Source organism: Glutamicibacter sp., from assembly GCF_050701915.1.
Classification (GTDB): domain Bacteria; phylum Actinomycetota; class Actinomycetes; order Actinomycetales; family Micrococcaceae; genus Glutamicibacter.
Map to the genome: position 1 here is coordinate 1 of NZ_JBOGEG010000054.1, position 14,568 is coordinate 14,568.

A 14,568-nucleotide genomic window follows, 5' to 3' on the forward strand; every position below is an offset into this window, starting at 1 on the left:
GCAGCATCCCGCGGATGCTGCCGGCCCGCTGCCTATGGCGAACCCTTGTCCCCTGGCATGCCCAGTGCTTGAATAGGCCAATGGGCCTTAGAATGCTTACCCCCGCCGCGGCGCAGGTTGCCGACCTCGTAGATGAGCTCGCCAGCTGGCAGCGCGATGGCCTGCCCCTGCAGCTGCATCCCGGCGATGTGGGCTGGTATGCCATGCGGGGTCTGGAAATCACCGCGCGAAGCCTGCGGGTCTGGGCGGATCGCGAATCGATTTATGCCATTGGCCTGCTCGATGGCCCGGATCTCATTCGGATGGCCCTGCATCCGGACTACGTTGGCATCCAGCCGCTGGCCGAGCAGATCCACGCCGACCTTCTCTCGCCGCAACATCGGATCTTCCCTTCCGCAAGTGCCAATATCGAAGCCCGCGGCGCGACGGCCTTGGGCAAGGTCCTGCAGGCCAATGGGTGGGTTCCGGGTGAAGCCTGGACTCCCTTGCGCCGTTCGCTGGATACTCCGGTGCATCTGCCGGAGCTTACCTTCCGACGGGTCGATTCCGCCCAAGCCGGCCAGTGGATGGAAGTCCACCTTAATGCCTTTCGTGGCCCCGATTTCTCCGCAGAAGACTTGGCGCGTGCAGTGCAGCGCTGGCACACCATGGCCAGCACTCCCATCTATGCCCAGGGGCAATGCCTGGCCGCCTATGACAGCGACATGAACCCGCTGGCTGTCGCGGCGGTCTGGTCTGCTGGTACCGGACGCCCAGGGCTGCTGGAGCCGATAGCGGTGCACGCGGCCTCTCGCGGCCAGGGGTTCGGCACGGCGATCAGCCTGGCAGCCGCTGCAGAGCTGCGATCCATGGGAGCATCCAGCGCCCTGGTGTGCACTTCGAGCGACAATACTGCGGCCGTTGCCACCTATCTCGCCGCCGAATTCATTGCCGATGACGAATCCTGCGACTGGCATCGCGGGAATACCGAGGAATCATGAAAGTCTCCGAGTTCCTGGCCGACTTGGCCCAGCGACCCATAGACGCGGTGCGTGCGCTTCCGCAGCTGAGCGTTGAGCAGCTCAACGCGCACCCGGGCAACCATCCCAACTCCATTGCGTGGCTTCTATGGCATTCGGGGCGTGAAGCAGATATCCAGCTTTCGGCCCTGAGCGGTCAGCCTGAACTCTGGGAGCAGTTCCGGGAACGCTTCAATTTGGGCGAGCTCGGTGATTCGATGGGCTTCGGGCACAGCGCCGAGCAGGCTCGCTCGATCATCGTCACCGACCAGCAGCTTCTCTTGGACTATTTGGAGGCGTGCCTTTCCGCGCTCAGCGGCTACGCCTCAAGACTGGGCGAGGAAGAGCTCGGCGAAATCATTGATCGCAGCTGGGACCCGTCGGTAACCCGTGGGGTGCGCTTGGTATCGATCATTGACGACGCGGCAGTCCATGTCGGGCAGGCTGCCTATGCCGCTGGCGCCTTGGACTAGGCTGCGGGCAGGCTTTTGGCCTTCTTGGCGAGCCACCAGAAGATCATCAGCTGGAGCACCAGAACGATAGCCGAGATGCCGGCGTCGCTCCATCCCATCGCGAACCCAGCCTGCAAGGTCCCGATCCCGCTGGCTACTGGGTAGAACAGCGGCCACAACACCGCGAGGTTGCGCACCAGGGCAAAGGCAATTGCGAACATGATCGCGAAAACACCGAATCCTGCTGCCGCCGCCGCCGGGACCGAACCGAGATGCTGAACCATGAAGCCCAGGCCGGTCAGCGCAATAGCTGGCAGCCACCCGAAAGCGCGTTCCCACCGCAGATACAGCCAGCCAAAGACAAAGAATGGTTCCCACAAGACCAAGAAGTTCGCCGCCAGATGGCTTGCGATATCGGCACCGCTGGCGTTGGCCAAGGTGACCAGCTGGTAGGCGGACCCGGCACCCAGAACCAAGGAAATAACGAGGGACGCAAGCAGGAATTTTCTCGTGATCCCCACCCCGGCAATAGTTTCTCGGCGCCGGTGCAGCACCGTCCAGAGAGGGATGAGGGTTCCGAAGACCAAGATGCCGAGCCAGAGAAAAAGGCTATTGATCGTGGTCCCCGCGTAGTAGCACAGGGAAAACGCCAGCAAGGTGGCCAGGGCAATGAGCGTATCGGATTCGGGTTGCCAAGCGAATGCACTTCGACGTTGCTTCATGGCTGGTTTACGTTGAGCAGGAAAAGAAATCATCTTGACGCGCCTCGGTGCCGTGGGTTGGATTAGCTGCCTCTGGCCGAGACTAGCAGTTCCTCAACCCTCCGATCATAAAAGATGTAAAACAGATACGGGATTGAAACAAAATACTACTTGCAAAAATTGCAACTAGTTGCAAAAGTTGAAGCATGAGCCATGAATCTAGTTCATCCACCCCGCTATCTCCCGGCAAGGCGCAGCAACTGCTCGGTTCGGTCCCCAACCGCCCCCGCCGCGAGCTCAAGGCAGTCGATCACGCGATGGCGATCATCATCGTTGCCGCATCATTGGCTGCAGGACTTCTGGCACTGTCCGGATACGGCTGGATCTCCATAGCGCCAGCAATTATTGCCTTCTTGTCCGCGAATCACTGGTTCGCTGCGCGGCAACGCCGCATCAATGAACCGCGCTATCGCGGTGCCCGTACGGTCCCGGCCATTTTTGCCACCTGGTTGATCCTGCCTATTTGGCGAAGCATCGTCCATCACGAAACCGCACCCTGGCCCGAAGCGCTGCTGCTGGGAGGCCTCGCACCAGTGCTGTGGCTGGGCTACTATCTCTTCCTGCTGATTCGGCGCTGAGCTCCATGAATTACCGAGAACTTGATCCTTTGCTTCTGTCACCCAAGAGATTCGTTACGCTGGCCCACCTGAGCCAAGTCGAACAGGCGGATTTCGCTGGACTTCAAGAAGCCACGGAGCTGCCCACCACCGACCTTTCAAAGATTCTCAAGGACTTGGAAAATCGTGAATTAATCCATATATCCAAGGAGCGCAAATACCGCTACGGCATCACCCGCGTGCGCCTATCGGACAGCGGACAGCGCACCTTCAAGAAACTGATGAAAACTCTCAACCGTATTGCGGGAGAATAGTGCAGGGCACCTGATGCCGTCACGCTTCAAGGAAAGAACTCATGAAACTCGTTATTATCGGTGGCAACGGCGGAACCGGCGCCGCGCTGGCTGAGATCGCACGCCAAGCATCCCATGAAGTTACCGTGGTCTCGCGAAGCGGTTCGCGCACTGCGCATGGGAAAATAAATCAGCTCAAGGGCGATGCTTCTGATCCTGAATTTGCAGTGCAGGCGATTGCCGGCGCCGACGCGGTAGCTATCACCGTGGGTGGTAGCAAAGGAAAGAAAAACGCCCGCACCAGTTTCACTCGCAGTGTTGTCCACGCAATGCAGGCAAACGGTCCCAAGCGCCTGCTGATTCAGTCTTCCCTGGGCGCCGGCAATTCCGGCTCGCAACTTCCTGGCGTCATCGGTTTCATCTCCAAAGTGCTATTGGCCAAGCCATTGGCTGATCACACCGAGCAGGAAAAACTAGTGGAGGATTCGGGCTTGGATTGGAGCATTGTGCGCCCGACCGGATTGGGCAATAAGCCTGCCCTCGGCAAGTGGACCGCATTGCAAGTTGGCGAACCAGGCCGGTTGGGTGGAACCATCACGCGTGATGATCTGGCCGCGTTCATGCTCGGAACCCTTGAGAGCAACGACGGCATCAGGGCGGCCTACGGCATCAGCAACTAGCAACTGGTGCGGTTGCGCCAAGCGAGCAGAATATAGTGGCGGATCATGGCAACCAAGGCCGTGGTCCACACCAGCAGTGCGGCAATCAGCGCACCATGCCCAATCGTTTCCACCACCGGCAACGAGTCAACCCGGCCCAGATTGATCGACGCTACTGCGAACATTCCGATCGGGAATACAATTGACCAGAGCGTGGGCGTATACGCCAGCGGAACGCGATGCACCACATGCCGCCACACCCCAGCCCCCACCAAAATTGGAATCAGCCAGAGGCAGTAGCTCCAGAAGGCCGCAACCGTCCCGGCAATCAGCGCACGGGTTGCATCAACCATTGGCGTGGATTCCATGGCGATAATCTTGCTGCCTGCCACGACGGCAATGGCCATGGCTCCCATAGCCACCCAGTACGGTGGTTCAAATTCTTTCGGCGTCATCCCGAAGTACAAGATCCGCAGCAGCACCAGCACGGCCACGCCGGCGTAGAGCGCGACACCCACCGACCATGTCAGCACGGCCAACAAGCCGATCAGGGATTTTCCATTCGCCGCATACGGCTGGATGACACTCAGGCCGATGGCCAAGGATTGGCTCGCTACCGCCCAAATGAACCAGGTGCCGTTGACCCGGGAGAGAATCGGCTTTCCATCCCTGGTCAGGAAGACCTGCCACGGCAACGCGTAACCGAAGATGAACCAGAGAATGGCCGCGAGGGTCACCAGCCCCATGGAGATCGCGCCGAATCCCTCGGCACCCAAACGCACGGCCAGAACATCGGTGCCGGCAACAACGGTGAAGTATCCGAATGCCATTTCCGGTCCGCGAAGATCTGCCTTCATGGCTTCGCTGAAGGCTACGGCCCGCCAGATGTACAGCACCCACAGCAGTGCATACGTCACCGCTGCGATCACAAGCAGGATACGGGAAAACAGGTCCCATCCCGCTTCGTGAAGGCCAACGGAGACAATGCCGGTGCCCATCGTCAGGGCAAAATACCCCGGAGACAGATTTTCCAGAACTCCACGGAACACAGAAGGATTGGAAGGTGCCGGTCTTTGCTGGGTTTGCCGTTCATCCATTCATCCAGCGTACGGCCGTTGCCTGCGGGAGGTGCAATCCCGTAATCCAGCGAGGGCCTAGAGCCAAGCTCCGAGCTGCTTGCCGGACATCTCGGCCAACCACATTTGCCACAACGGTCCGAAGCTCACGCGGCGAACCCCTAGCTCACGCAAGGCTGCGAGGTCACCGGCGGGGTGCGCCTTGACCGGGTGGGCCGTCACGTTCACCGGAATGCCGACTGCTTGCACGACCTGCGCAACCTGATCCGCATTGGCCAGCGCCACCGGATACACGCTACGCGCACCGGCCTGCTCCATCAGCTTGATGCGCTCGATTGCTTCACCCAGCGGGTCTGCGAACTTATCTGCCAGCTTCGCGGCATCGGTGCGTCCGTTGATCACGAAATCGATGCCTGCTGCATCTGCTGCTTGGCGAACGCCGTTAATGTAGTCCGCATGCTCCTGGCGTTCACGGACACGGCCGCCTTCACGGTGGAGAACATCTTCGATATTCACGCCTACCGCGCCCCCTGCCACAACGCGTTCGAAGAGTTCTTTCGGATCCAGGCCGTAGCCAGATTCAACGTCAGCGCTGACCGGCACATCGACACTGCTGGTGATATGCCGAACCGCAGCCAGGTAGTCTGCGAAGTCCATCTTCTCGCCATCTTCGCTGCCCAATGCATCGGCGACCGGGTGGCTGCCGACAGTCAGCGAGGCGAAGCCGGCGGATGCCGCGACGTTGGCGCTGAAGGCATCCCACACGGTTGGCATCACCAGCAGTTCACCCGAGGCGTGTTGCTTGGCGAGGTTCTGGGCGAGAGCTGAAATTTCAGTCAAGGATATCTCCTAGGGTCGTGACGGAATCCACCTAGTCTACGGCTCGGACTCCCCTATGGAAACAACTGGAAGATGAACTCCTAGGATTCGGCATTCGCGCCGGAATCAGGCACCATTTCGATCCATTTGCTACTTGTCAGTTAGCGGTTTAACCATAATCAAGCAGGGCGTCCCAGCTCGCCAGAGGCTGGTTTCCTCCAAGGGCAGGAATCCCTGTTTTTCATAGAATCGCCGAGTTTTCGCGTAGCCGGCATCCGGGTGCGAAGGACCCAAGGTCTTGACCTGCAAGAGCTGGACTCCCCTGGCGAGCGCGTCAGCTTCAATAGCTGCGCACAAGGCCGAGCCGATTCCGCCGCCGTGGTATCCACGGTCGACCACCATCAGATGGATCTCAGCGCAGTGGGCGTAGTGCCGTTCGGCCAAGAGCACACCGAGCACTGCGCCCTGTCCATTGCGAACGGTCCAGGTTTCCTTGTTCCTCGCGGCTTGGATGTACTCTGCGTTCGATTCAGGTTGGCCGAACCATTCGGGAACGGTGGCAAGCAACCGCGCAACATCCTCTGGCACGGGATGGTCCCTGGTTGCTGCGAAGCGGGATTGTTCCACTATTGCTCCTGACCGGAAAGTAATTGCGCTAGCGGGCTGGGGTCATGATTTCCAAACGATTCCCGAACCCGTCACGGGCATGGAACCGCAGATATCCTTCAAAGGTTTCACGCTCTGCCCAGGAAAGTTCATAGCCCATGGAGTCGATACGGCCAGCGAGGGTTTCCCACTCCTCTTCCGAGTCGCATACCAATCCCGGATGCGCTTTCTTGGCTGGAATGAATGGATCGTCTACGCCCAGATGGATTTCCACCACAACAGTATCTGCGTTGAAAGCACGGAACCAGCATCCTCCCCTGCCGGCAAGGGAAGGGGGCTTAGGGACTTCGGTTAGCCCCAGGGCTTCTCCATAGAAACGGCGGGCTTCAGCTTCTTGGCCGCGTGGCATCGACACCTGAACGTGATGGAGTCTCATCTGGGCCTTCCTCTTGGCTGTTGCTGCCAATATACCTGCAAGGAGCCTGTCCAAGGCTAGGCTCGGCCAATATTGAAGAGCAGGGTTTCAGCCCGTCCGGTGCTGCTTTCTGGATCTTCAACCCGGCGCCCTTTCAGCTTGAATCCGGTCTTTTCAAGGACTCGGATGGAAGCTGCGTTTCTCGCATCGCAGGTTGCACTGATCCGTTCCAAACCAAGAACTTCGAATCCCAGACGGAGCAGGAGTCCAGCGGTTTCGGTGGCGTATCCATTTCCCCAGTATCCTCGATTCAGGGTGTAGCCGATCTCCCCGGCCTTGGCCTTCCGGTCGGTAACCCACACTGAAGCTGAACCGATGAGAACATCACCGAGCATGACCGCCTGCAAGGCCCTGTGCGGTTGCTCGACCAGTGCATCGGCGAGAAATTCTTGGGTATCGGCCAGTTGGTTAGGGCCCCATGTCGAGTATTGGCAAACCACCGGGTCAGCAGCAAAGGCATGGACTGCAGGCAGATCCTGCGCTTGAAAATTAGCCAAGCGTATTCCAGGACCTGCGGCACTCTTGCCGTTGGCTGCCTGATCGTTGCGCATTAGTTCTCCTTTGCAGGTCAACGCCAGTCTATGTGTTGGGGCGGAGCCTATCGGGCTGGCGGGGTTCAAGTCCAAGCATGTTGCGCAGCTGTTAAGCGGTGTTGAGTTTCATTGCGTTTTTTGGAATCGTGGCACCCACATGCCCTGAACTTGGTATGTCCTCAACCGGAAGGAGAGCCCTCGTGCTCGCACTGACCGACCAAGCAGCATCGATCGTGACCGCGATCGTCACCAACCAGGCCGAGGAAGAAACCGCTGGCCTGCGCATCATGCAGGCAGACAGCACCCACCCAGAAGATGCCGCTTTCGGCCTGCAGATTGTCCCCGCTCCCGAAAGCACCGATGGCGTAGTGGCTACCGAAGGCAGCCCTGTCTACGTGGATGAGGCGATTGCCGACGCTTTAGAGGGCAAAGTACTCGACGCGGCGGTGGACGAGCAGGGCGGCGTAAGCTTCCAGCTCCTTGAGCAGGGCTAATTCCGCACCCTGCCCTTTAGCTTTGGCTATGGGGGTCGTCCTTCGGGACGACCCCCACAGTTCGTTAACAAGATCCATCGGCCCGCTGCACGGATTTTATTTGCAGGCCAGGTGGCTCGCGCCCTTGTATATTGCGGCGCAGTGCGTCATCGTTCAACTAAGGGAAAGGGGAAAGCAGTGGAAACGCGCGCGGTACGCAAACATGAGTGGGCGACGATTCCGAACGCCATCACGATTATTCGTTTTCTCCTGGTGGTTCCCATCGTCGGCTATTTGGTGGCCGATACCGAACCGGCGCTGACGGCGGTTCTGCTTCTTGCCTTTGGCCTGAGCGACTGGGTTGATGGGTTTATTGCCCGCAAGTTCAATCAAGTCTCTCATCTAGGTGTCCTGCTGGATCCCATAGCGGATCGCTTGGGCATCGTGGCTATCGCTATCGCCTTGGTGATCAACGGGGCGATCCCCTTATGGGTTGGCCTGGCCATCTTCGTCACTGACCTGATCCTGCTGTGCACCTATTTCTTATTGCGCCTGGGCTCCCCGCCGGCTTCCACATGGCTGGGAAAGATCCGCACCGCCATCATGATGCTGGGGCTGGCCTGCGTGGCGTTTGGCAGGATCCCCGAATTTTCGGTGCTGGCAACCCCGGGCGTAGCCATTTTGACCGCCGGTACGGTGCTGCATCTATTTGTCGGCTTCGGCTATCTGCGCATCATGCGTGCTTCTGCCAAAGAGCAAGGAGCATCGGCCAGCTAGTCGCGGTTTTCCTGCTGCATTGCTCCGGCCAGGAGCGTCAGTTCCGGTATTCGCGGCTTCCACAAAGCTGCCCGGCTGGCAGTCACTTCCCGGAGCTGCGTTGACGCCAGCTCATCAAGTGCACGGATGTAGTCAGGAACAATTTCGCGTGGCAGCCGCAACCCCATGGTCAGGTGCGGGGTCCACCGGGGTCCGCGTCCGTCAGGGTTCAGCGCGCTGATTTCCCGGGCTGCCATTTCCAAGGCATCCGTGGTTTCCAACAGCCATGCAACCGTCTGCTTGCGCTTCGTGCCAAAGACAATAGTGCCCACCCGTTGGAAGCTCGCTGGGATGAGCGCAGGTAGTAATTCTGCAGCCCGCTGCGCCACGACCTCGCTCATGCTGGGCGAAAAGGTGATGGTGATATGCGGAGTCTGTTGTTGGGCGGGGAAGCCTCGCTTCGCCAATTGGTCAAAGACCTCCCGCACTTGCTGTTCTTGCTCTTCTGGAAGGTGCAACAAGATGTTGTCTGGGGACCTACTCATCGAGGTTTTCCTTCCTCATGCTGGTGACCGGACGCGACCACGTGCGTGCGCATGACTGCTTGTCCCCCACCCCGTAATTGCTGATTTCTCCGGTGGGCTCGTAGCCCAGGCTCTTCCAGAACGGTTCCGCTTCAGCGGCATTTGTATCGACAATCGAAATCCGGCAGGCGGTGATTGACGGATGGTCCTGGATCAAAGTGAGCACCGTTTCATGGATCTGCTTCCCCAGGCCTCGTCCCTGCCTGGCTCCATCGACCATGAGCAATCCGATGTGAACTGTATTTAGTCTCGGCCAGCCGACAATCAGATCTGCGAATCCGGCCAGTTCTTCGCCTTCCCAAAGGCCAAGATCAATTTTCTGTTCGGCTTGCACCTTCGGTGGCAGGGCGCTCAACGCCTGAACTGCGGCGTCGGATGCGGGGCCGGCCCCGGTGACACGTTGCGAATATCCCGGGTTGCTTTCCATCAGCAGTTGCAGGCAGCCTGCCTGTTCGATGGAAATCCTGGTGACCGGCAGCTTGGAAGGTTGCCTATCCATGGGCGGTTGCCCCGGTCCTTCCCTGGATCGCTTCCGCCTCGAAGATCATCAGGGGTTGTTCTCCGTTGAATGGATCCTTCTGCCAGCCACCCCAAATTGCGCGAACTTTGAACCCTGCGGCAACAAGATCTCCTCTGATCTGCTCGGCACTGCGGAAGGCCAGGTCCAGCTCTTCGACCAGCACTTCCTGCGAGTGTTCAAACTTGGCATAGGACGACAAGCGGACGAGTCCCGGGCTGGCTTCTTCCGCTTCGCACCATTCGGTCAGCGGACCGAATTGCGTCTGCCGGGTCGCAGCTACTTCGTCATTCCATTTTTCCCAGGCACGAGTCGACGGGTTCCTGCTTTCAAAAGCCAGCACCGCCCCGTTCGCCGCAGCAGCGCGTAGCTGTTTCAGGGTTCCCGCCCACTGCGGGCCTGGGATGTGCTGGGCCACGTTCCCCGTCATCACCATCAAGTCAAAGGGTCCTCCCTCGATTGCCGAAGCGTCGCCGTCAACCCATGTGACACGCTCAGCGTAGGACCGTTGCTTGGCGTATTCCAGCATCACCGGGGAGGGGTCAACCCCTACGACAGTCCTTTGCGGGCTGGCAAGCGTTACCGTCAAAAGACCGGTACCGCAGCCTAGATCCAGGATCCGTTGCGCTTTGGTTTCCGTCGCGAGGGCACGGTAATAGTCATGATCCGGTCCGTCGGGATTGTCCGTGTCGTAGAGCGCAATGATTCGTGGATCGTAGTCAGCGAAGCTCACTTGGGCCTATTCCGTTCTCAGAGTTTTCCGTCGAGGTACAGCGTGCGCAACAATTCTTGCATTGATTGTGTGTAGCCGGTCCATTGGTAGGTACTTCCATCAGGCTTGTTCCGTTCCTCGGTCACCACGCCGAGGACTCGGGCCAATACCGAAGGTTTCCACGCTCCTGCATTTCCTTCCAAGACTCCTGCCTTGGCAAGACGCTGATTCAAATTGGCTGCCTTCATGGCCACGTCTTCAGCCCGCAGTACCCCGGACTCACGCCAAGAGTCGACCACGGCGCTGAGCGCCACGGGATCTGCTGAGGCTGGATGAGTCCCGGCTTCGGTAGCTGCTTGCCCAGGTTCGATGAGACGGCGCGGTTCCGGCTCTTCGGCTGGGGCGTCCTGAGCAAGTTGCGGGAATGCTGCATCGGCTTGGTGCGCGTATCCTGCCATGGTTTCAAAGACCCGGCCCGTGCCCCAACGGTTCTCCGAAGCAAAAACGATCAGGAGGTCTTTTGCTCGTGATGCGGCAACGTTCATCAGTTCGGGGTTGGCGTCAATGAACCCGGACTGAGCGCTGTTCTGGCCGTACGCTGCGGAGAACAAGATGATGGGCCGCTCTGCGCCTTGCAATTTATGCGCTGTGCCCACGGTTATCAGCTTCCACGATTCTTCCGGCAGCTCGGGGTCGGTGCTGGCACGGGCCGCATTTTCCAGTTCCCTGCTGATCAATCGTGCTTGGGCACTGAACGGAGTGACCACGCCAATGAGCTCCTCGGCCGCCACGAGATCGTTGGCCACTGGTTCCTGGTGATGGTACAGGTCAAAGAAGCGCATGTAGTTCTGGACGATCCATTCAGCGACAGCCTTCGCCTCCGCCAAGTTCTCGCGGCTTGAGCCGTTTCGCGTGTCGTTTGAATCGGGAACTACCGTGAAGAGGAAGGCTTCGGTCAACGCATTGAGCTTTGATGCCTTGGCGGGACGGCGTGCGTCAAGCAATCCGTCATAGATCAGCTCATTGCAGAATTCAATGATCCCCGGGTGGCATCTGAAGTGCTCGGCAAGAAACAATCCTGGTTTATTCTCGCCATAGCTCCAGGCCGAAGCGTGGCTGGCGGCTCGCATCAGGCTCGAAGGAGCTGAACACGACATCCCCCTTTTGCACAGGTCTTCCTCCCATGAAGACCGTGGAATCCCTGAGCTTTCGGCGATCTCGGCATCGGTGAGTTCATCAATGGACCAGACCGGTGAAAGCTGGTTTTCATCGCCCACAATGACAGCCCGCTGGGCCAAGGCCAGTGCTGGCAGCGCTAATGACGTGTCCACCTGCCCAGCTTCATCCACGATGAGCAGATCGATGCGTCCTAGGTCGAAGCGAGTTGGGGCATCCGGCTTTTCGTAGAGCTTGAAGTACTTGGGTACCTGGTAGAGGGTCATCACGAAGCACGGAGTCAATGCTGCTGCTTGGCGCCAGTACCTGCCCATGATGGTTTTGGTATTTTTGAAGCGTTCCTCCGGTTCGATCGGATCAACGATCAGTAACCATTGCGCCTCGAAGTAATGCACGGCCAGCCAGAACTGCGCATACCGAAGGGTGACGTCGAGCAGCTGGTCCAGTTCCTCCAGGTTTCGGCATTCTTGCAGTTCGGCGACACGTTGCGTGGATTGCAGGTGCGGGCACGATTGCACCTGCCGGCACAGGTCCAGGTAGTTTTCTGAGCGTCCTTCTGCATGCATCGTTTCCAGCAGTTCGATGCGATACCGCTCCAGCTGCGTCAGCGCATCGTGAATCCAGATTTGCAGCTCAGGAATATCGTTCGAGATGCCGAAATATTCGAATGCGCTGAACACGAAACGATCTTTGGCACCGGCAATGTACTCCGGGTTGATGTAGTCGGAATACGTGTAGCTCTTGCCGGGCTGCTCGACCAGGTAGGTGCGTTTGGCTTCGTCGAGTTTCGCTTGGGAAGGGCAATATACGGCCAGCGACGCCAATGCCTCGTTGGCATCTGCTTGGCCGTTCTTTTCCATTGGCAGCCAGCGGTAGTCCAGATCCCCGGGTTCTTGCTTGGTCACGGAAGCGAATGATGAAATCACATTGGTGACTGCCTGATTATTCGTTGAGGATCCCACGATAACCGGGGGCTCCTGCTGGCCCAAGGCCCTGCTGGTGATGAGGTTGGCGACGATGCTTTGCAGCATGGTTGTCTTTCCGGTGCCTGGAGGTCCGTTGACTGCGGTGATTTCTCCTTCTGTTTCCATCAGGTGCGCATGCACTGCTCGCCGTTGCGAAGCGGTCAGCGGGAAGCCATCGCTCATTGATCCGCAGGAGCGCTTCGCCGCCTGCAGCAAGCCATCGCCCTGTTGAATCTGCCCTTCGGGAACCCGATTTGCGCTCCAGCCGTCAACAACGCGTTGCACCAATGCGGGAACCTCAGCTTCCCGTTCGAGGAAATCATAGGCATCCAGTATCCCGCCGACAGCATTGATCCTGTCCAGGCTTTGGACAAAACACAGCTCTGTTTCAATGCTTTGCCCCTGCCGCTTATGGCTTTCGACATAGGTGGGCAATTTTTGCCGGGATACCGCCTCAAAGAGCTTGGTGGCCAAATCGATCGCTTCGCCGAGATTCGGTGCCTGGGAGATCTGCGCGGGCACATATGAACGCGAGCACTGCCAAAAATCTTCAAGCGAACCCACCATGACCGGCAGCCCGGAAACCATTGGCGAATCGAGTCTTGGAGAAGGAATCCAAGGCGTGGAACCGGAGACCAATTCCGGAATCAGACGGCCATCAGGAAACAGCTTGGCCGCTAGCAATAGCAATCCGGTGTGATGGCTGCCGGGACGTTCCGCTTCTGGCTCCAAGGTGACCAAGGAGAGCACCACTGACAGCGGTTTTTCTTTCCTCGGCTCTTCTTCGGGAGTGCTTTTTCCTGGATCTGCAGCGCCTTCTGATTCTTTTACAGATTCAGCAGGTTCGTTTTCCTGCGCCTTTTTCGAGTGGCGTGCAGATGCCCGCTGCTTGAATAAGAGCTCTGTGTCCTGCTCCGAGAGCATGCCGCGTTTGAGCTGCTGCCGCGGGGTCGTGATGAACGGTTCCGACTCCTTGAACTGCACTTCTTCGAGGCGCCCGCGTCGCAAGATCTTGGAAAAGTAGTCCGCCACCTGTAACGCAGTTGCCATTGCAAAGTCCTAATCTGTCTGTTTCTGGCGATGCCAGAAACACTACCGGAGGTTTTGTACAACGCAATTGTAAATGCCGGCAGGTTCAGAGGGACTTTCAGTCCTCGAGAGAGCGTCAAGTAGGTGTAGACACCAAATGGAGTGTCAACCTACCCTTGACACATGGATACGACTTCGAGAATTCATTTCACCCGCAAGGCGTTGGCAGCGTTGCTTGTTGCCGGTATCGCGCTTGCCCTCTTCGCAGTTTTCATTGGAGCCGGGCTGCCCGCCCTCATCATGGGCATAGCAGCCACGATCGCCTTGCTCGCATGCCTCGTCGGCCTGATAGTGCTGCTGCTTCAAAAATCCAGAGCGGAGTCCCGCAACACCCGATGGCGCCCAACAAATGGCGAGCACTAATGCCTGCCGAAAACATCGCGGAACTTGAGGTCCTGCTGTCGAAGCTGGCGGCATCCAAGGGCGCGAATCTGCCCTCGGCACCCTTGGACCAGTCCCCCGAAGCACTCCTGCATTCGGTGGCGATCTTCGGTGAACTTGCGCGGGCTTCTGGCCAACTGCAGTCCCAGGCAGTCGCTTCGGCACAGGCCGCCGGCCTCAGCTGGGCCAAGATCGGCAACGCCTTGGGCATCTCGCGGCAAGCCGCGCAGCAACGCTTCGACAGCCGCCACCATGAGCCCGCCACGGCATCGGCAACCACGCGGGTCCTAGGCCCTGTGTCCCGAAGCGATGAAATCGAACAGCTTATGGCCGCTGGCCAGCAGGGCTGGAAGCTCATCCGTTCCCTGCATGGGGAGCACGTGCTGGAACGCAGCGACTGCGCATGGGAAGTAGTGCGCGTTTCCGTCTTCACACCGCGGGCCATGCCATCTGCCGCCCAAGGCTGGCACGCGGCATCAACGCGTTTCCCCGACTGCTTCTATCTGCGCAGGCAAGGCAGCTGAAGCAATTTCACCTAGATGATTAATTCCTAATGATCGCCCCGCGGAATCAGTGGTCATACGAGACCAGCGAACGCTTGCGCGGGGCGTCAATCTTCCAGTTATGCCAGATCCCGGCCGCCATGGCCAACAGCTTGCACGCCACCCGGGCCACCATCCCCTCCA

General features: G+C 58.8%; 19 protein-coding genes and 1 pseudogene. 9 read left to right on the forward strand and 11 right to left on the reverse strand.

Annotation, left to right across the window (positions count from 1 at the left end; translation table 11 throughout):
- Positions 1-92 precede the first annotated feature (92 nt).
- Both ACRDT3_RS18260 and ACRDT3_RS18265 read left to right on the forward strand, forming a co-directional pair.
- Positions 93-980, forward strand: a complete 888-nt coding sequence (locus ACRDT3_RS18260) for a GNAT family N-acetyltransferase (RefSeq protein ID WP_431494344.1) — start codon at positions 93-95, stop codon at positions 978-980.
- Entirely contained in the window at positions 977-1,471 is a 495-nt protein-coding gene (locus ACRDT3_RS18265; RefSeq protein ID WP_431494345.1) for a DinB family protein, read from the forward strand. The genes ACRDT3_RS18260 and ACRDT3_RS18265 overlap by 4 nt, the downstream gene beginning before the upstream one ends.
- Here ACRDT3_RS18265 and ACRDT3_RS18270 read toward each other — a convergent pair.
- A complete protein-coding gene (locus ACRDT3_RS18270) occupies positions 1,468-2,172 on the reverse strand; it encodes a hypothetical protein (protein ID WP_431494346.1) in 705 nt (234 codons plus the stop codon). The genes ACRDT3_RS18265 and ACRDT3_RS18270 overlap by 4 nt on opposite strands.
- A gap of 185 nt (positions 2,173-2,357) precedes the next feature.
- Here ACRDT3_RS18270 and ACRDT3_RS18275 point away from each other — a divergent pair, with 185 nt between their 5' ends.
- Genes ACRDT3_RS18275 through ACRDT3_RS18285 form a run of 3 tightly spaced genes read left to right on the forward strand, consistent with a single transcriptional unit; the run spans position 2,358 to position 3,741 of the window.
- Positions 2,358-2,789 carry a hypothetical protein gene (locus ACRDT3_RS18275; protein WP_431494347.1) on the forward strand — a complete coding sequence of 144 codons (432 nt, stop codon included), beginning with the start codon at positions 2,358-2,360 and terminating at the stop codon, positions 2,787-2,789.
- A gap of 5 nt (positions 2,790-2,794) precedes the next feature.
- The gene (locus ACRDT3_RS18280) at positions 2,795-3,082 is read left to right on the forward strand and encodes a transcriptional regulator (protein WP_431494348.1); all 288 of its coding nucleotides are present in this window, start codon (positions 2,795-2,797) and stop codon (positions 3,080-3,082) included.
- Between the two features lie 41 nt (positions 3,083-3,123).
- Positions 3,124-3,741 carry an NAD(P)-dependent oxidoreductase gene (locus ACRDT3_RS18285; protein WP_431494349.1) on the forward strand — a complete coding sequence of 206 codons (618 nt, stop codon included), beginning with the start codon at positions 3,124-3,126 and terminating at the stop codon, positions 3,739-3,741.
- Here ACRDT3_RS18285 and ACRDT3_RS18290 read toward each other — a convergent pair.
- The 5 genes from ACRDT3_RS18290 to ACRDT3_RS18310 all read right to left on the reverse strand — a co-directional run bounded on the left by ACRDT3_RS18290 (position 3,738) and on the right by ACRDT3_RS18310 (position 7,247).
- Positions 3,738-4,817, reverse strand: coding sequence for a tellurite resistance/C4-dicarboxylate transporter family protein (locus ACRDT3_RS18290; protein WP_431494350.1), 1,080 nt, complete (start codon positions 4,815-4,817; stop codon positions 3,738-3,740). The two genes, ACRDT3_RS18285 and ACRDT3_RS18290, sit on opposite strands and share 4 nt — an antisense overlap.
- 57 nt (positions 4,818-4,874) lie before the next feature.
- Entirely contained in the window at positions 4,875-5,636 is a 762-nt protein-coding gene (locus ACRDT3_RS18295; protein ID WP_431494351.1) for an isocitrate lyase/PEP mutase family protein, read from the reverse strand.
- Between the two features lie 129 nt (positions 5,637-5,765).
- On the reverse strand, positions 5,766-6,203 hold the full coding sequence (locus tag ACRDT3_RS18300; protein WP_431494352.1) for a GNAT family N-acetyltransferase: 438 nt from the start codon (positions 6,201-6,203) through the stop codon (positions 5,766-5,768).
- A 67-nt stretch (positions 6,204-6,270) separates the two neighbouring features.
- A complete protein-coding gene (locus ACRDT3_RS18305; protein ID WP_431494353.1) occupies positions 6,271-6,657 on the reverse strand; it encodes a VOC family protein in 387 nt (128 codons plus the stop codon).
- A gap of 56 nt (positions 6,658-6,713) precedes the next feature.
- Positions 6,714-7,247 (reverse strand): GNAT family N-acetyltransferase, encoded by a 534-nt coding sequence (locus ACRDT3_RS18310; protein WP_431494354.1) that lies wholly within the window; start codon positions 7,245-7,247, stop codon positions 6,714-6,716.
- Between the two features lie 182 nt (positions 7,248-7,429).
- Here ACRDT3_RS18310 and ACRDT3_RS18315 point away from each other — a divergent pair, with 182 nt between their 5' ends.
- Positions 7,430-7,723 (forward strand): Fe-S cluster assembly protein HesB, encoded by a 294-nt coding sequence (locus ACRDT3_RS18315; RefSeq protein WP_431494355.1) that lies wholly within the window; start codon positions 7,430-7,432, stop codon positions 7,721-7,723.
- 111 nt (positions 7,724-7,834) lie between these two features.
- Positions 7,835-8,479, forward strand: coding sequence for a CDP-alcohol phosphatidyltransferase family protein (locus ACRDT3_RS18320; protein WP_431494356.1), 645 nt, complete (start codon positions 7,835-7,837; stop codon positions 8,477-8,479).
- On the opposite strand, the gene ACRDT3_RS18325 is transcribed toward ACRDT3_RS18320, so the two are convergent.
- The 4 genes from ACRDT3_RS18325 to ACRDT3_RS18340 are packed head-to-tail and all read right to left on the reverse strand — an operon-like array spanning position 8,476 to position 13,462.
- Positions 8,476-9,003 (reverse strand): 2'-5' RNA ligase family protein, encoded by a 528-nt coding sequence (locus ACRDT3_RS18325; RefSeq protein ID WP_431494357.1) that lies wholly within the window; start codon positions 9,001-9,003, stop codon positions 8,476-8,478. The genes ACRDT3_RS18320 and ACRDT3_RS18325 overlap by 4 nt on opposite strands.
- Complete coding sequence (locus ACRDT3_RS18330; RefSeq protein ID WP_431494358.1) at positions 8,996-9,541, reverse strand: GNAT family N-acetyltransferase; 546 nt, start codon at positions 9,539-9,541, stop codon at positions 8,996-8,998. The genes ACRDT3_RS18325 and ACRDT3_RS18330 overlap by 8 nt, the downstream gene beginning before the upstream one ends.
- On the reverse strand, positions 9,534-10,292 hold the full coding sequence (locus ACRDT3_RS18335; RefSeq protein ID WP_431494359.1) for a class I SAM-dependent methyltransferase: 759 nt from the start codon (positions 10,290-10,292) through the stop codon (positions 9,534-9,536). The genes ACRDT3_RS18330 and ACRDT3_RS18335 overlap by 8 nt, the downstream gene beginning before the upstream one ends.
- Positions 10,293-10,309: 17 nt before the next feature.
- Positions 10,310-13,462 carry an AAA domain-containing protein gene (locus ACRDT3_RS18340; protein ID WP_431494360.1) on the reverse strand — a complete coding sequence of 1,051 codons (3,153 nt, stop codon included), beginning with the start codon at positions 13,460-13,462 and terminating at the stop codon, positions 10,310-10,312.
- A gap of 162 nt (positions 13,463-13,624) precedes the next feature.
- Here ACRDT3_RS18340 and ACRDT3_RS18345 point away from each other — a divergent pair, with 162 nt between their 5' ends.
- Together ACRDT3_RS18345 and ACRDT3_RS18350 are read left to right on the forward strand one after the other, a co-directional pair.
- Positions 13,625-13,864, forward strand: coding sequence for a hypothetical protein (locus tag ACRDT3_RS18345; RefSeq protein WP_431494361.1), 240 nt, complete (start codon positions 13,625-13,627; stop codon positions 13,862-13,864).
- A complete protein-coding gene (locus ACRDT3_RS18350) occupies positions 13,864-14,406 on the forward strand; it encodes a hypothetical protein (RefSeq protein WP_431494362.1) in 543 nt (180 codons plus the stop codon). Before ACRDT3_RS18345 ends, ACRDT3_RS18350 begins: the two co-directional genes overlap by 1 nt.
- A gap of 46 nt (positions 14,407-14,452) precedes the next feature.
- Here the strand turns inward: ACRDT3_RS18350 and ACRDT3_RS18355 are convergent.
- Positions 14,453-14,568: pseudogene (locus ACRDT3_RS18355) on the reverse strand (IS982 family transposase); the annotation flags it as partial.

Coding starts and splice junctions, on each gene's coding strand:
- ACRDT3_RS18330 (WP_431494358.1), bottom strand. CDS start 9,541: ATGGATAGGCAACCTTCCAAGCTGCCGGTCACCAGGATTTCCATCGAA.
- ACRDT3_RS18285 (WP_431494349.1), top strand. CDS start 3,124: ATGAAACTCGTTATTATCGGTGGCAACGGCGGAACCGGCGCCGCGCTG.
- ACRDT3_RS18310 (WP_431494354.1), bottom strand. CDS start 7,247: ATGCGCAACGATCAGGCAGCCAACGGCAAGAGTGCCGCAGGTCCTGGA.
- ACRDT3_RS18265 (WP_431494345.1), top strand. CDS start 977: ATGAAAGTCTCCGAGTTCCTGGCCGACTTGGCCCAGCGACCCATAGAC.
- ACRDT3_RS18290 (WP_431494350.1), bottom strand. CDS start 4,817: ATGGATGAACGGCAAACCCAGCAAAGACCGGCACCTTCCAATCCTTCT.
- ACRDT3_RS18350 (WP_431494362.1), top strand. CDS start 13,864: ATGCCTGCCGAAAACATCGCGGAACTTGAGGTCCTGCTGTCGAAGCTG.
- ACRDT3_RS18260 (WP_431494344.1), top strand. CDS start 93: ATGCTTACCCCCGCCGCGGCGCAGGTTGCCGACCTCGTAGATGAGCTC.
- ACRDT3_RS18275 (WP_431494347.1), top strand. CDS start 2,358: ATGAGCCATGAATCTAGTTCATCCACCCCGCTATCTCCCGGCAAGGCG.
- ACRDT3_RS18280 (WP_431494348.1), top strand. CDS start 2,795: ATGAATTACCGAGAACTTGATCCTTTGCTTCTGTCACCCAAGAGATTC.
- ACRDT3_RS18270 (WP_431494346.1), bottom strand. CDS start 2,172: ATGAAGCAACGTCGAAGTGCATTCGCTTGGCAACCCGAATCCGATACG.
- ACRDT3_RS18345 (WP_431494361.1), top strand. CDS start 13,625: ATGGATACGACTTCGAGAATTCATTTCACCCGCAAGGCGTTGGCAGCG.
- ACRDT3_RS18305 (WP_431494353.1), bottom strand. CDS start 6,657: ATGAGACTCCATCACGTTCAGGTGTCGATGCCACGCGGCCAAGAAGCT.
- ACRDT3_RS18325 (WP_431494357.1), bottom strand. CDS start 9,003: ATGAGTAGGTCCCCAGACAACATCTTGTTGCACCTTCCAGAAGAGCAA.
- ACRDT3_RS18340 (WP_431494360.1), bottom strand. CDS start 13,462: ATGGCAACTGCGTTACAGGTGGCGGACTACTTTTCCAAGATCTTGCGA.